A 15,324-nucleotide genomic window follows, 5' to 3' on the forward strand; every position below is an offset into this window, starting at 1 on the left:
CTTGTTGATTAAAAAAAATATTTGACAAAAAAAAAGAGTCGTGCTATTTTGATAACAAGCAAATTAAAGGAGGGAACAAGACATGACGAACTTCAACACACAAACTACCTGTTGTTGTTGTATGGTGCAAAAAGCAGCATACCCATTTGTCATGCCTATTATTAGTTCCTTTGTCGCAGCAGATCGCTGATTTTTATTAGTGATTCGCTTCTATCCGGATAAGACGACATTTTTTTGGGGTACTGATGTAATAGTCAGTACCCCTTTTTGTTTGCTTTTTTTTACCGCTTTCATTGGCGACGGCTGATGATTGCAAGCCAAAATAGGTATATGAAGCTTACAAGTTTTGCCTAAAAAACTGAATAAGGAGTCAAACGATGATCGTTAAAAATGTAAAAGAATTGATAGGGCATACCCCGCTCTTTGAATTTGATGCCGCAGCTTTAGGCGGAAAAAAGGGAAGTAAAATCTATGCGAAACTTGAATATTTAAATCCTGGTGGCAGCATTAAGGACCGCTTAGGAAAGTACTTGATCGATGAGGCATTTCGAGAGCGTACAATCAATCATGAGACAACAGTAATTGAACCGACAGCCGGAAATACCGGGATTGGCTTAGCTATTGCCGGGATCGAGCATGGACTAAAAATGATTTTTGTTATTCCGGAGAAATTCAGCATTGAAAAGCAGCAATTGATTGAAGCATTAGGCGCAACTATCGTTCATACACCAACGGAAGCTGGCATTCAAGGGGCAATCGAAAAAGCAAAGGAATTAGCAAAAGGACAGCCGAATAGTTTTATGCCATTGCAGTTTCATAATCAGAACAATCCCGCAGCCTATCAAGCAACATTGGGGCCTGAGATCTATCAGGAATTACATGGAAAAATTGACAGCTTTGTTGCAGGCGCTGGCAGTGGTGGTACTTTTGCGGGTGTCGCGACGTACTTAAAGAAGCAAAAATCAAGCACTCGTCTTGCTGTTGTTGAGCCGGAAGGATCAATCTTGAACGGCGGTCCTGCCCATGGCCACGAGATTGAAGGGATCGGTGTTGAGTTCATTCCACAATTTTTTGACGATTTGCTTATTGATAACATTTATACGATAAGTGATGCCGAAGGCTTTGCCTTTACTCGTTACTTGGCAAGAAACTATGGTCTGCTTGTTGGAAGTTCAAGTGGAGCCGTGATGGCAGCAGCAGTAAAAGAAAGCCTCGAATTACCAACCGGAAGCTCGATCGCCACAGTCTTTCCCGATGGTGGCGACCGCTATCTATCAAAAAAGATTTATGCTGGCGAATCAGCAATCACACCATTCATAGGAGGAACAAACAATGCATTTTAATACAAAAGTAATTCACGGCGGTATCAGCGAAGACGAACTCACCGGTGCAGTCAGTGTGCCAATCTACCAAACATCTACCTATCGGCAAAATGCTCTAGGTCAGCCAAAGCAATATGAATACAGTCGTTCAGGCAACCCAACTCGTTTTGCCTTAGAAGAATTGATTGCGGATCTTGAAGAAGGCGCTCAAGGGTTTGCTTTTGCCTCTGGATTAGCAGCCACCCATGCGATCTTCACGCTTTTTCAGACAGGAGATCATGTCATTTTAGGAGATGACGTTTATGGGGGGACATTTCGTTTGCTTCATCAAGTATTAGAAAAAAGCGGGTTGACTTATTCACTTGTCAAAACCGATGATTTAGTTGCTATTGAAACAGCAATTCTTCCGGAGACCAAAGCGATTTTTCTGGAAACACCGACGAACCCGCTGTTAAAAATCACGGATATCAAATCGGTTGCGAGACTAGCTGCCCAGCACGATCTCTTGACGATCGTGGATAATACCTTTGCGACGCCATATTTTCAAAAGCCGCTACAATTAGGCGCAGATATTGTGATTCACAGTGCTACCAAGTACCTCGGTGGACACAGTGATGTAGTAGCTGGATTAGCGGTTGCCAAAGAGCCGCTAATCGCCGAAAGAATTGCCTTTTTACAAAACGCTATTGGCGGTGTATTGGGGCCTCATGATAGCTGGTTGATCCAACGAAGCATCAAAACACTTGCTTTGCGGATGAAAGCACATCAAAACAATGCGATGAAAATTGCCCACTACTTACAAGCACATCAAGCTGTTGCAAAGGTCTATTATCCAGGATTGATTGACCATGAAGGTCATGAGATCGCCAAATCACAGATGTCTGGGTATAGCGGTATGATATCTTTTGAACTAAACGATGAATCGAAAACAGCAGAATTTGTTGAATCATTAAAGATTTTTACTTTAGCAGAAAGCTTAGGTGGCGTGGAAAGCTTGGTAGAAGTGCCAGCCGTGATGACCCATGCCTCGATCCCTAAAGAAATTCGTGAGCAATCTGGGATCAAAGATGGCTTGATTCGGTTGTCGGTGGGCATCGAAGACGGTGAGGATCTGCAGGCAGATTTAGAGCAAGCGTTTGAAAAGGCAGGTAGCTAGTGATGGGGAGAGAGTTTATTCCAATTTTTTCTGACTGGGCAGCTGAGTACGATGAAACAGTTGCAGGTAAGGATGAAGAATATCGAGCGGTTTTTTTCAAATATGAACAGTTACTCGCTGAAATAGCTGAAAAAGCAGGGCAGTCTGTGGTAGAATTTGGTAGTGGAACTGGAAATCTAACACAAGCTCTGCTTGATCAAGGAAAAAACGTGCTGGCAATCGAGCCATCGCCAGAGATGCGGCGGATCGCCAAGTCAAAACCCAGTCTTTCTAAAGTGACTTTTGTAGATGGTGATATGGAGATTTTTCCTGAAATCACGGATGTAATCGATACGATCGTTTCTACCTATGTTTTTCATCATCTTACGGAGGACGAAAAACAACGGGCAATCGGCAAATATGCGGCGATGCTGCCAAAAGGCGGGAAAGTGCTTTTCGGGGATACGATGTTTCTTTCCTTAGCCCGAAAAATGGAGCTAATCGATGAAGCGCGGCAAGCTGGACACCAGCGACTAGCCGCTGATCTGCAACGGGAGTACTATCCAGTTACTGCGGATATCGAACGATATTTTCGCCAACATGGGTTTACCAGTCGTTTTAAGCAAATCAATGAGTATGTTTGGCTTGTGGAAGCACAAAAAGAGTAGGAGAGATGTACAATGAAAATGAATGTTGAAAGCTTTAATTTGGATCATACGAAAGTCAAAGCACCTTATGTACGGGTTGCCGATAAAAAACAAGGAACAAATGATACCATCATCAAATATGATGTTCGTTTGAAGCAGCCGAACCAAGCACATATGGATATGGCAAGTCTGCATTCTTTAGAACATTTGACGGCAGAGTTGATTCGTAATCATGCAGATTATATCGTGGATTGGTCACCCATGGGATGCCAAACCGGCTTCTATCTGACTGTCTTGAATCATGACGATTATGAAGAGATTTTGACAGTCCTAGAAAAAACCATGAAGGATGTTTTGCAAGCAAATGAAGTACCTGCCAGCAATGAAGTGCAATGCGGTTGGGCGGCGAACCATACCTTAGAAGGTGCGCAAAAATTAGCGCAAGAATTTCTTGATGAACGTGACAATTGGTCGACCGTTTTTGCCTAAACAAAATAGAAGTAGAAAAAAGGTGCCTGCGTTTGTATTCGCGGACGCTTTTTTTGTTAATCCCGCAAAGAGAGGGGGGATTAACTATTTTTCGTTTATGGTTCTACCGCTTGGACGGTGATGCCGACTCCATTCGGATTGTAGGTATGACTAATGTAAAACTCAAATCCTTCATGAACAAAGAAAAGTCTCCGAATGGCGCTAACGTCCCTGATGTGAGCATCTAAACCATACTGTACGATCAATGTCTCTTTGATCTCCTCAACATCAGCCTCTTTCTCGAATTGTGAGAAATCAATACCGAAAAATTCTGGGACATCAACCAATGTGATTTTCGCTAATCTTTCATCACCAGAATCATCAAATTCAAAATCAAAGCTGATTTTGGACAGTTTGTCCCGTGAACCTAAAGGCACTCTTTTTGTCTCGAGAGCGCTGCTATCAACCATCATTGATAACAAATCAATGGCTGAATCAGGTAAGCGAGTGGTTACTTTTCTTACTTCATCAACCATTGCTCCTTGATCGGGAGAAAAAACTTTTCTAGTCTCTTCTGTGACGATCACATTTTCGCGGCGCCGCTTTCGGTTGATGGCACTGCGCTCTTGGTTTACCCGATCACTACGTTTGATGAGATCGAGGCCAAGATCGCTGATGGACTCAGGGGAAGGTCTTTCTTCCAGTAAAGCAGTTAAGTAATCGATCTCTAAAAACTGCTCGTAGGCAGCTGCCGGCTGGTTTTCGCTGTAGAAGAGGGCAGCGCCAAGCAAAAAACAACTGATACCCAAAGAAAGCAAAAGGCTTCTTCTGCTATGCTCCCGGATTTTTTTTCTAAGTCGACTCAGTTTCATTTGATCCTTCAACTCCCAAGTTTTTTAGATGACTTCTGATAAAAGTGGTGATTGAATTTCATCATGCGTTTTACCAATATCAGTCACGTGAGATCGCTTAATGGATTACTCAATTTCTGATTCAGAAAACTGATCATGCCAGGCCACATTAGAAACGGTTCGGTTAATAAGAGTGACAATGATTGCTTCACCATCGGAATTGATCCAGGCATTGGATTCCACACCTACGACTGCTAGTCGCCAAGAAGGAAGGCCACCCATGGTTTCAAGAACTTGATCGCAAGACATTCCTATTTGCAGTTGATGGAGCAAGTCTTTGTTGACTGTTCGATTCCACCGTCGCGGCAGCCCGATCTGCAATTGTTCACAATACGAAAATTGAGGGGCAGCTGTTTCGGTACTGCTCTGAGCTTGTGCAACGTCATCAGAAGAAGGAGTTGTTTCTGATGCGGGTTCTGATGCATGGTTCTCAGTTCTGGAAGAAGAAGCTCTGGTTTCTGAATCAGCTGACAAAGATTGAGAAGACGACGTTGCTTCTGGTGAAAAACTGCTTTTGGTGTTGTCATCCATGATTTCGTCAATCAAGGTACAGCCAGTGAGAAAGAGGGAGAGTATCATTAGTGGGAAAAATAAAATGATGGTTTTCATAAGATAGGTTCCTCCAAAATGATTTTCTTGGCCTTCCTTTGTTATTTTAATGTTGGTTTTTTATTAGGAAAGCCCCGTCATTTGCTATAAAATAAAAAAAGAAAAATGTTTGTATACCTATTTTGGTTTGGAGGGAGTGTTGTTTAATAAGTGTAACATGTTGCTTCTGATCTGGCTACTTGATTTCAAATGTCCTTTCATGGTTTTAGTAAAATTAGTATCTGCAGCTTACGATGGTGAAAAGGAAATGTTATAATAGATTTAACTACTCAATAAAAATTTGCTATTTTAAAGGTGAACCCTGTATACTCTTACCAGATCAACAGGAACCAGCATACCGGTTGCTAAGAATTTATGTAAGGATTCATAACAAGGAGAGGAGGGAATGAAGATGAGCATCTTAAAGCAGTGGCAAGCAAAACATCAAGCAAAAAAAGAAGCGAAAAAACAAGCGTTACGTTTAAAAAATGCGCAACTTCGTGCAGCAGGGAAAGAGCCATTGAAGGGTTGGGGAAAGATGGTTGATACTGGCGTCGGAGGGGCGAACAAAGCCAACCCTATCGATACAAAAGTATTTTTAGGTGAAAATCAAAAGCGGATTTCAGAAGAAACCAAACGAAAAAATCAATAAAAAAAAAGACCTCTGCAACAGTCCGAGAAAAGAGCTGTTGCAGAGGATTTTTTTAGATATTCAATACTTTGTCTAAGAAATCTTTCGTACGATCGTGCTTAGGGTTGGAAAAGATTTGCTCAGGTGTACCGTCTTCCAAGAAATTACCGCCATCAATAAACATCACACGGTTTGCTACTTCTTTGGCAAAGCCCATCTCATGAGTAACGATTACCATGGTCATTCCTTGTTTTGCCAAATCCTTCATAACATTGAGTACATCGCCAACCATTTCTGGATCGAGGGCGGAGGTTGGTTCATCGAACAACATCACATCGGGATTCATTGCTAAGGCTCTAGCAATTGCCACCCGTTGTTTTTGTCCTCCAGACAGATTGTCCGGGTACATGTCTTTTTTATCTGCCAAACCCACCGTCTCTAATAAACGAATCGCGTTTTGTTCCGCTTCTTGCCGAGAAGCATTTTTTAGATCCATCGGAGCTAAAATAATATTTTCTAAAACCGACAAGTGAGGGAAGAGATTGAAATGCTGAAACACCATGCCGATATGTTGACGAACAGCATTGATATTGGTGTTTTTATCCATCAGATGTGCGCCGTCAACGATAATATCGCCGCTGGTTGGTTCTTCTAAGCGGTTCAAACAGCGTAAGAACGTCGATTTCCCAGATCCTGAAGGGCCGATCACACAAACGACTTCTCCTTCAGCGATTGAAACATTGATATTGTTCAATACGGTATTGTCACCGTATTTTTTTACAAGATTTTCAACTAAGATTTTTTCTTTCATGCTATTTCACCTTCTTTTCTAAAACTTTTGCAAGTTTCGTTAAAGCTGTGATCACGACTAAGTAAATAATCGCGATGATCAAGTAGACATAGGTACTTTGTGTGGTTCGTGCAACGATGATTTTCCCAGTTTGCAATAATTCTACGACTCCAATAACCGAGATGATCGTTGTATCTTTCAACGAGATAACGAATTGGTTAACGAAAGATGGAATCATGATTTTGATCGCTTGCGGTAAAATGATTTTCTGCATTGTCCGAGTGTAGGTCATCCCCAAACTACGAGAGGCTTCCATCTGACCTTTTGGCACTGCGTTGATCCCACCACGGACGATCTCAGCGATATAGGCACTGGCATTTAAGGTCAATGTAATGACCCCAGCAGCAAAGTCCGGAATCGTGATACCAATCGCATCGGAGAGGCCGAAGAAGATGAAGAAAGCCAATACCATCATAGGAATACCACGAATGATGTCAACATAGATCCCTGCAAAAACCCGCAATGCTTTGATTGGAGCAACACTAAATAGTCCAAAAATGATTCCGATCACTAATGCTAAGGCAAAAGAAATCAATGCTAGTAAAAGGGTATTCCATAATCCTTTTAACAAGACGTTATAGTTGTTGCTGATCAAACCAGTGATCGTTGATTCATCCACTCGTTTTTCTGTGGCAGATCCATCTTCAATGTATTTATTGATGATTTGATCGTACTCCCCAGTCCGTTTCATTTCTTTCAATGCTTCATTGAACATTTGGATCAGTTCAGGATTTTGGCCTTTTTTCACCGCAAAACCGTACTGACCACCAGATTCTTTTTCAATCGGTGTCACTAGTTTTTGTCCTTGGCTGATGGCATAACCAATCACTGGATAATCATCCATCATGGCATCAATTTGTCCGCCGTTAACAGCCGCATATAATTGATCGGCAGCATCATAATATTTGATCGAATAGCCATATTTCTCTTCGTTGGCGATCAAGAAGTCTGCACTTTCTGTCCCAACTTTTGCACCGACGGTTTTTCCATCTAAATCTTCATAGGATTTGATGGAATCATTGCCTTCTTTTACAGCAATCTGAATACCACTTTCAAAGTAAGAATCAGAAAAGTCATAGGATTGACGACGCTCATCAGTGATTGTCATCCCAGCGATCATCCCATCTGCTTGGTTACCATCCAACGCTTGCAAAGCTCCGGAAAAACCGATGAAATTGAATTCGATGTTGAACCCTTGCAATTCTGCCGCCCGGTTCATTAAATCAACATCGATCCCTACATACTCATTGTCTTCATTTTGGAATTCAAATGGAGCGAAGGCTGAGTCACTGGCAATTCGGTAAACATCTTTCTTTGGTTCGACTTTCACCATTTCACTAGTGCCTGCATCTGTATCAGACGTTGTGATGTAAGTATTGACGATTTCGTCGTATTTGCCGGAAGCTTTCATATTGGCTAAACCAGCGTTGAATTTTTCAAGGAGTTCTTGATTTTGGCCTTTTCTGACGGCAAATCCGTAAGAAGCGCCTTTTTCAGGTTCGCCGACAAGCTTCATTGGTTCGCCATTGTTGATAGCATAGCCAAGCACTGGATAATCATCAAAAGCGGCTGCCACAGTACCATTGCGTACAGCGCCATATAGTCCAGTAGCGTCATCATATAATTTGATGTCGTAGCCATATTGGTCTTTATTGCTTTCTAGAAAGCGGGCACTTTCGGTACCAACCTTTGCACCGACCGTTTCGCCTTCAAGATCCTCATAGCTAGTAATACTGTCATTGTCAGCAGCTACCGCCATTTGAATCCCACTATCGAAATAAGGATCTGAGAAATCAAAGGTTTCTTTACGTTCCTCTGTGATACTCATCCCAGCGATCATGCCATCTAACTGATTTGATTGCACGCCTTGAATGGAGGCGTCAAAACCTAAAGGACGTAAATCAACTGCAAAACCTTGATCTTCTGCGATTGCATTTAATAAATCTATATCGATCCCAACGTATTCATTATTTTCATTTTGGAATTCGAAAGGAGCAAATGTTAAATCTGTTCCTATCTTATACGTAGTTTCCTCCGCACTTGCTGACTTTACTGAGAGCGTAAAAATGCTGATAATCAGCGCGATTAAAGCGAAGGACATGTGTTTTCTTTTCAAGAAAATTCCCCCTTTAGATATAACGTATTTATAGATTATATGGATTTTTTCTTCAACACACAAGTCTTTCTCTTTAAAAATATGACAAAATCGTTTAAACCTCACATTAGATGTTAGAAAATCAAACATGTTAAGTTATGCTTAATCGCATGAAACTTTCATAGCAAATGATGGCGAAAGTATGTTCGCTATGATATACTTATTTATGGAAAAGCGGCAGCGAGTTTTTCTTTTTTTGTTGTCGTTTAGAATAATTGAGGGGGAATGAAGATGATCGAAAGAACAACTTCCCATGAATTTGACTTAGTATCAAAATATCAACCAGCTGGGGATCAACCAGAAGCGATCCATCAATTGGTTGACGGGGTGGTCGGTGGAAAAAAAGCACAGATTTTGTTGGGAGCCACTGGGACCGGTAAGACTTATACGATTTCTAATCTAATCAAAGAAGTCAATAAACCGACATTGATCATTGCCCATAATAAAACATTGGCTGGACAATTATATGGCGAGTTTAAGGATTTCTTTCCAAATAATGCAGTCGAGTATTTTGTCAGTTACTATGATTACTATCAACCAGAAGCGTATGTTCCTTCCAGTGATACATACATCGAAAAAGACTCCAGTGTCAACGATGAAATCGATAAGCTCCGTCACTCGGCGACAAGTTCTTTATTAGAGAGAAACGATGTGATTGTTGTAGCTTCTGTCTCTTGTATTTTCGGTTTAGGTTCGCCGATCGAGTATGCAAGACAAGTTGTTTCTTTACGAGTAGGGATGGAAAAGTCTCGGGATCAACTATTAAAAGAATTGATCGAGATCCAATTTGAACGAAACGACATCGATTTTCAACGGGGGCGTTTTCGCGTGCGCGGCGATGTTGTGGAGATTTTCCCAGCTTCTCGTGATGAGCGAGCGTTGCGCATTGAGTTTTTTGGCGATGAAATCGATCGGATTCGTGAAGTTGATGCCTTGACGGGCGAGATCATGAGTGACACCGAACATGTGTCGATCTTTCCGGCAACCCACTTTGTGACCAATGAAGACCATATGGAACATGCGATCGCTTCAATCCAAAGTGAACTCGATGAACGACTGAAAGTTTTGCGAGCAGAAAATAAGCTGCTGGAAGCACAGCGTTTAGAGCAGCGAACCAACTATGATATTGAAATGATGCGAGAAATGGGGTATACCTCAGGGATCGAAAACTACTCTCGCCACATGGATGGACGAAAAGAAGGGGAACCGCCTTATACGTTATTGGATTTCTTCCCAGATGATTTTCTATTAGTAATCGATGAATCACACGTAACGATGCCCCAAGTTCGTGGGATGTATAATGGTGACCGTGCTAGAAAACAAATGTTAGTGGATTATGGCTTCCGTTTGCCTTCTGCACTGGACAACCGTCCGTTACGCTTGGAAGAATTTGAGAAACATGTCAATCAAATCGTCTATGTGTCAGCAACACCTGGACCCTATGAATACGATCAAACCGATACCGTCGTTCAACAAATCATTCGACCAACTGGTCTGTTAGATCCGGTGATCGAAGTACGACCGATCATGGGTCAAATTGACGACCTCGTGGGAGAAATCAATGAGCGAGTCGAGCGAAATGAACGGGTCTTTGTGACGACCTTGACGAAAAAAATGTCTGAAGATTTGACGGATTACTTCAAAGAATTAGGGATCAAAGTCAAATACTTGCACAGTGACATCAAAACATTGGAACGAACAGAGATCATTCGAGACCTGCGCCTCGGTGAATTTGATGTACTGGTCGGAATCAACTTACTGCGAGAAGGGTTAGACGTGCCGGAAGTTTCTCTGGTTGCGATTCTTGATGCCGATAAGGAAGGCTTCCTGCGCAGCGAACGCTCATTAGTCCAAACCATTGGACGGGCAGCCCGAAACTCTGAAGGAAAAGTAATCATGTACGCTGATAAAATGACTGATTCGATGCAGCGAGCGATCGATGAAACGGCGCGACGCCGAAGTATCCAAGAAGCCTACAACGAAGAACATGGGATCGTACCGAAAACCATTATTAAAGAAATTCGCGATCTGATCGCGATCACAAAAGTGGCAGAAGAGACCGGTGAATACACCACGACTTCTTATGAAGAACTGAGTCGTGAGGAAAAAGCAACCTTGTTGCTGAAGCTAGAAAAAGAGATGAAAGATGCTGCGAAAGCATTGGATTTTGAAACGGCTGCTACCTTAAGAGATGCTATTCTTGAGCTAAAAGCTGCTGATTAGAAGGAGAAACACTATGGCAAATGATAAAATCGTGATCCATGGGGCACGGGCCCATAATTTAAAAAATATCGATGTGACGATTCCCAGAGACCAACTCGTTGTTGTTACTGGTCTTTCGGGTTCAGGGAAAAGCTCCTTAGCTTTTGATACGTTGTATGCCGAAGGACAACGCCGATATGTAGAAAGTCTATCGGCGTATGCCCGTCAGTTTTTAGGTCAAATGGATAAACCAGACGTAGATAGCATTGATGGACTTAGTCCAGCGATTTCTATCGATCAAAAAACCACCAGCAAGAACCCGCGATCAACAGTAGGGACGGTTACTGAAATCAATGATTATCTGCGGCTTCTTTACGCTAGAATCGGTCACCCGATTTGTCCAAATGATCACATCGAGATCACTAGTCAGTCGGTTGAGCAGATGGTGGATGAAGTTTTGGCATTACCAGAACGCACCAAGATCCAATTGTTGGCACCGATCGTTTACCAAAAGAAAGGGCAGCACAAAAAAGTCTTCGAACGTATCCAAAGAGAAGGCTATGTAAGGATGCGCGTAGACGGTGAAGTCTATGATGTTTCTGAAGCGCCTGAATTAGAAAAAAATAAAAAGCACGATATTGCCATCATCATTGACCGGATTGTTGTGAAGGAAGGCATACGTTCACGCCTGTTTGATTCTTTTGAAGCGGCATTACGGTTAGCGGACGGCTATGCGGTAGTCGATGTGATCGGCCAAAAAGAAATGCTCTTCAGTGAACATTATTCTTGTCCTTATTGCGGTTTTACGGTTGGAGAATTAGAACCACGCCTCTTTTCATTCAACGCGCCTTTTGGTGCTTGTCCAGACTGTGATGGTCTTGGCGTGAAGCTAGAAGTCGATGTCGACTTAGTGATTCCCGATCAAAGCAAAACGTTGCGTGAAGGCGCACTATTGCCATGGAATCCAATCAGTTCACAATATTATCCGCAAATGCTGGAACAAGCCTGTCAAGAATTCAATATCGATATGGACACACCATTTGAAGAATTGCCAGAAGAACACAGAGATATTATCTTGAATGGTTCGAATGGGGAGATGTTCCATTTCCATTATGAGAATGATTTTGGTGGGGTGCGTGATGTTGAGGTCGCTTTTGAAGGGATCTTACCAAATATCAAACGCCGTTATCATGAAACCAACTCTGATTTTACCCGTGATCAAATGCGTTTGTATATGACAGAGTTGACTTGTAAAACCTGTCATGGCTATCGCTTGAACCCTCAAGCGCTGTGCGTGCAAGTCAATGGGAAGCATATTGGTGAAATGAGTGAGATGGCGATCAACAATGCCTTGAACTTTGTCGAAGAATTGAAACTAACGGAACAAGAGCAAATGATTGCACGTCCGATCGTGAAAGAAGTCGATGATCGTTTAAGCTTCTTAAAAAATGTCGGATTGGACTATTTGACCTTGAGTCGTGCGTCAGGCACACTCTCTGGTGGGGAAGCGCAACGAATTCGCTTGGCAACACAAATCGGCTCCAATTTGTCTGGGGTGCTTTACATTCTTGATGAGCCATCGATCGGTCTTCACCAACGAGACAATGATCGCTTGCTAGATTCATTGCGGAAAATGCGTGATCTCGGGAATACCCTGATTGTCGTTGAGCATGACGAAGACACGATGCGGGCAGCAGACTACTTGATCGATGTCGGTCCGGGTGCAGGACATGCAGGTGGCGAGATCGTCGCTGCAGGCACTCCCGATGAAGTCGCTGCCAATGAGTCTTCTTTAACAGGTCAATACTTATCTGGAAAACGAGAAATCCCAACACCGACGGAACGCCGCAAAGGCAATGGTGAAAAGATTCGTGTGACCGGTGCCTCTGAGAATAACTTGAAAAACATTTCGGTCGATTTTCCATTAGGAAAGTTCGTCGCAGTTACAGGGGTCTCTGGCTCTGGTAAATCAACATTAGTCAATGAAATTTTGAAAAAAGCCTTGGCGCAAAAAATCAATCGGAATTCGAACAAACCTGGCCGCTTTAAAGCCATTACTGGTTATGAAGCTATTGAGAAATTGATCGATATCGATCAGAGCCCGATTGGTCGGACACCTCGAAGCAATCCGGCAACATATACCAGTGTCTTTGATGACATTCGTGATTTATTTGCTAAAACCAATGAGGCGAAAGTCCGTGGTTATAAAAAAGGCCGCTTTAGTTTTAATGTAAAAGGTGGACGCTGTGAAGCATGTAAAGGGGACGGAATCATCAAGATCGAGATGCACTTCTTACCTGATGTCTACGTACCTTGTGAGGTTTGTCATGGCAAACGTTATAACTCAGAAACGTTAGAAGTTCATTACAAAGGAAAAAACATTTCGGAAATCTTAGATATGACCGTGGAAGATGCAGTGGAATTTTTCCAACATATTCCCAAAATCCATCGAAAATTGCAAACGATCGTCGATGTCGGTTTAGGTTATGTCACTATGGGACAACCAGCGACTACTTTGTCTGGTGGGGAAGCGCAACGGATGAAGCTTGCCAGTGAACTGCACAAAAATTCCAATGGCAAGAGTTTTTATATCTTAGATGAACCGACGACTGGTCTGCATACGGATGATATTGCCCGTTTGTTGAAAGTTTTGGAACGATTTGTCGACGCTGGCAACACCGTTTTAGTGATCGAACACAACTTGGATGTCATCAAATCAGCGGACCATGTGATTGACCTAGGTCCAGAAGGTGGCGAAGGCGGTGGCACGATCATTGCAACTGGTACACCAGAAGAAATTGCTGCGGTTTCAGACAGCTACACCGGTCATTATTTGAAAAAAGTCCTTTAAGCAGATGAAAAAGCACTCACTTTTTCACTTGTCTGTCAATAGGTTTCGCTAAAGTTTAAGGAAGCGTGAAATATCTGCAAATTTCATGATAAGGGCTTGAAATCAAAATTTTATTTGATAGAATAGCAATAGGTATACGTATATTCGCATTGAATAAACTGCCTATAAGTTCTATCCGTTCAAAGTGGGAGAAAGCAATCAAAGATAGATACTTTGATTGCTTTTTTCTTTGTGGTATTATAATGCTATTGTAATTAAACGAAACGAGAGAGGTCGTTTTTCGTATTCAAAAGAGAGAGTGATTTTTGATGAGTCAGGAAAATTTTCTTCCCATATTATTAGGAAGCGATATGAATGTTTATGGTATGGCCAGAGCGTTCCACGAAGCATATGGTATTCAATCAGTTGCCTATGCAGGCGCCGAACTTGCGCCAACCCGCTTTAGTAAAATTGTAAAAATCAATCAAGTGGAAGGTTTTGACCATGATCCCGGATTCACTGAAACGTTGATCAAGTTAGGAAAAAATACTTACAACGATCCTGCGATGAAATATTTGTTGATTCCTTGCGGCGATGGTTATGCGGAACTGTTAGCGAAGCATAAAGAAGAATTGAAGCCCTATTATACCTTTATCGCTAACGATTATTCTTTACTAAAACGGTTGATCAACAAAGTAAGCTTTTACGAAGTCTGCGAGGAATATGGCTTGCCTTATCCTAAGACCTTCATTTTAACGCCTGAACTGTTGACGGAAGGAACGTTCAAAGGAGAGCTGCCTTTTGATTTTCCTGTGGCTTTGAAACCAGCAAATAGTGTCGCGTGGCTGTCAGTTGATTTTGAAGGACGCAAAAAAGCCTTTATTATTGATAATCGAACAGAATTTGAAGAAATCGTTTCTCGCATTTATCAAGCGGGTTATCAATATGAAATGATCGTCCAAGATTTTATTCCTGGCGACGACAGCAACATGCGGGTTTTAAATGCCTATGTTGATGAGAATCACGAAGTTCGTGTGATGGGCTTAGGTCATCCTTTACTAGAAGACCCAACCCCTGGCGCTGTTGGGAATTATGTCGTGATCATTCCAGATGAAAATGATCAAATCTATCAAATGATTCGTAAGTTTTTAAAAGAGATCGAGTATGTTGGATTTGCCAATTTTGACTTGAAATATGATGCGCGCGACGGGCAATATAAATTATTTGAAATCAACTTGCGTCAAGGAAGAAGCAGTTTCTTTATTACCTTAAGCGGATTGAATTTGGCAAAGTTTATCACTGAAGATTTAGTCTTCGAAAAACCTTACACAGAAACGGTTTATGGCAAAGCTGACGCGCCGGAGGCGAAATTATGGCTAGGTGTACCAAAAAACATCTTCTTGACTTACGCAAAAGAAAATCCTGCGAAAGAACGAGCAAAAAAATTATTAGCAGACAATCGCTGGGGAACGACCGTCTTTTATAAAGAAGACTTATCGCTGAAGCGTTGGATTCTATTAAAGAGAATGTTCCATCTATACAACAAACGATTCAAAACGTATTTCCATACGAAAGAAGGCTAGAA

General features: G+C 42.1%; 12 protein-coding genes. 8 read left to right on the plus strand and 4 right to left on the minus strand.

The genetic code is table 11. The features are described from left to right. Positions 1-377 precede the first annotated feature (377 nt). The 4 genes from IGI89_RS12515 to IGI89_RS12530 are packed head-to-tail and all read left to right on the plus strand — an operon-like array spanning position 378 to position 3,593. A complete protein-coding gene (locus IGI89_RS12515; RefSeq protein WP_430600994.1) occupies positions 378-1,343 on the plus strand; it encodes a PLP-dependent cysteine synthase family protein in 966 nt (321 codons plus the stop codon). Next, positions 1,333-2,478, plus strand: coding sequence for a cystathionine gamma-synthase (locus IGI89_RS12520; RefSeq protein ID WP_430600993.1), 1,146 nt, complete (start codon positions 1,333-1,335; stop codon positions 2,476-2,478). Before IGI89_RS12515 ends, IGI89_RS12520 begins: the two co-directional genes overlap by 11 nt. Before the next feature lie 2 nt (positions 2,479-2,480). Continuing rightward, the gene (locus IGI89_RS12525; RefSeq protein WP_218193077.1) at positions 2,481-3,125 is read left to right on the plus strand and encodes a class I SAM-dependent methyltransferase; all 645 of its coding nucleotides are present in this window, start codon (positions 2,481-2,483) and stop codon (positions 3,123-3,125) included. Between the two features lie 12 nt (positions 3,126-3,137). After that, entirely contained in the window at positions 3,138-3,593 is a 456-nt protein-coding gene (locus tag IGI89_RS12530) for an S-ribosylhomocysteine lyase (protein WP_430600991.1), read from the plus strand. Positions 3,594-3,688: 95 nt separating this feature from the next. Here the strand turns inward: IGI89_RS12530 and IGI89_RS12535 are convergent, their stop codons facing one another. Together IGI89_RS12535 and IGI89_RS12540 are read right to left on the minus strand one after the other, a co-directional pair. Next, positions 3,689-4,444 (minus strand): Tat pathway signal sequence domain protein, encoded by a 756-nt coding sequence (locus tag IGI89_RS12535; RefSeq protein ID WP_430600990.1) that lies wholly within the window; start codon positions 4,442-4,444, stop codon positions 3,689-3,691. A gap of 105 nt (positions 4,445-4,549) precedes the next feature. Further along, on the minus strand, positions 4,550-5,092 hold the full coding sequence (locus IGI89_RS12540; RefSeq protein ID WP_430600989.1) for a hypothetical protein: 543 nt from the start codon (positions 5,090-5,092) through the stop codon (positions 4,550-4,552). A gap of 391 nt (positions 5,093-5,483) precedes the next feature. Here IGI89_RS12540 and IGI89_RS12545 point away from each other — a divergent pair, with 391 nt between their 5' ends. After that, positions 5,484-5,723: a hypothetical protein gene (locus tag IGI89_RS12545; protein WP_008382185.1), complete on the plus strand. Its 240-nt coding sequence runs from the start codon at positions 5,484-5,486 to the stop codon at positions 5,721-5,723. 52 nt (positions 5,724-5,775) lie between these two features. Here IGI89_RS12545 and IGI89_RS12550 read toward each other — a convergent pair whose 3' ends face one another. Both IGI89_RS12550 and IGI89_RS12555 read right to left on the minus strand, forming a co-directional pair. Beyond that, entirely contained in the window at positions 5,776-6,513 is a 738-nt protein-coding gene (locus IGI89_RS12550) for an amino acid ABC transporter ATP-binding protein (RefSeq protein ID WP_005235668.1), read from the minus strand. A gap of 1 nt (position 6,514) precedes the next feature. Continuing rightward, the gene (locus tag IGI89_RS12555) at positions 6,515-8,668 is read right to left on the minus strand and encodes an amino acid ABC transporter substrate-binding protein/permease (protein ID WP_196044288.1); all 2,154 of its coding nucleotides are present in this window, start codon (positions 8,666-8,668) and stop codon (positions 6,515-6,517) included. A gap of 270 nt (positions 8,669-8,938) precedes the next feature. Here IGI89_RS12555 and uvrB point away from each other — a divergent pair, with 270 nt between their 5' ends. The 3 genes from uvrB to IGI89_RS12570 all read left to right on the plus strand — a co-directional run bounded on the left by uvrB (position 8,939) and on the right by IGI89_RS12570 (position 15,322). Beyond that, entirely contained in the window at positions 8,939-10,930 is a 1,992-nt protein-coding gene (gene uvrB / locus IGI89_RS12560; protein WP_430600988.1) for an excinuclease ABC subunit UvrB, read from the plus strand. A 13-nt stretch (positions 10,931-10,943) separates the two neighbouring features. Continuing rightward, positions 10,944-13,760, plus strand: coding sequence for an excinuclease ABC subunit UvrA (gene uvrA / locus IGI89_RS12565; RefSeq protein ID WP_429967816.1), 2,817 nt, complete (start codon positions 10,944-10,946; stop codon positions 13,758-13,760). Positions 13,761-14,068: 308 nt separating this feature from the next. Next, positions 14,069-15,322 carry a carboxylate--amine ligase gene (locus IGI89_RS12570; RefSeq protein WP_035007337.1) on the plus strand — a complete coding sequence of 418 codons (1,254 nt, stop codon included), beginning with the start codon at positions 14,069-14,071 and terminating at the stop codon, positions 15,320-15,322. The last annotated feature ends 2 nt before the right edge of the window (positions 15,323-15,324 follow it).

The sequence above is a fragment of the Enterococcus sp. AZ141 genome, from assembly GCF_051714385.1.
Taxonomy (GTDB): Bacteria; Bacillota; Bacilli; order Lactobacillales; family Enterococcaceae; genus Enterococcus_D; species Enterococcus_D entomosocium.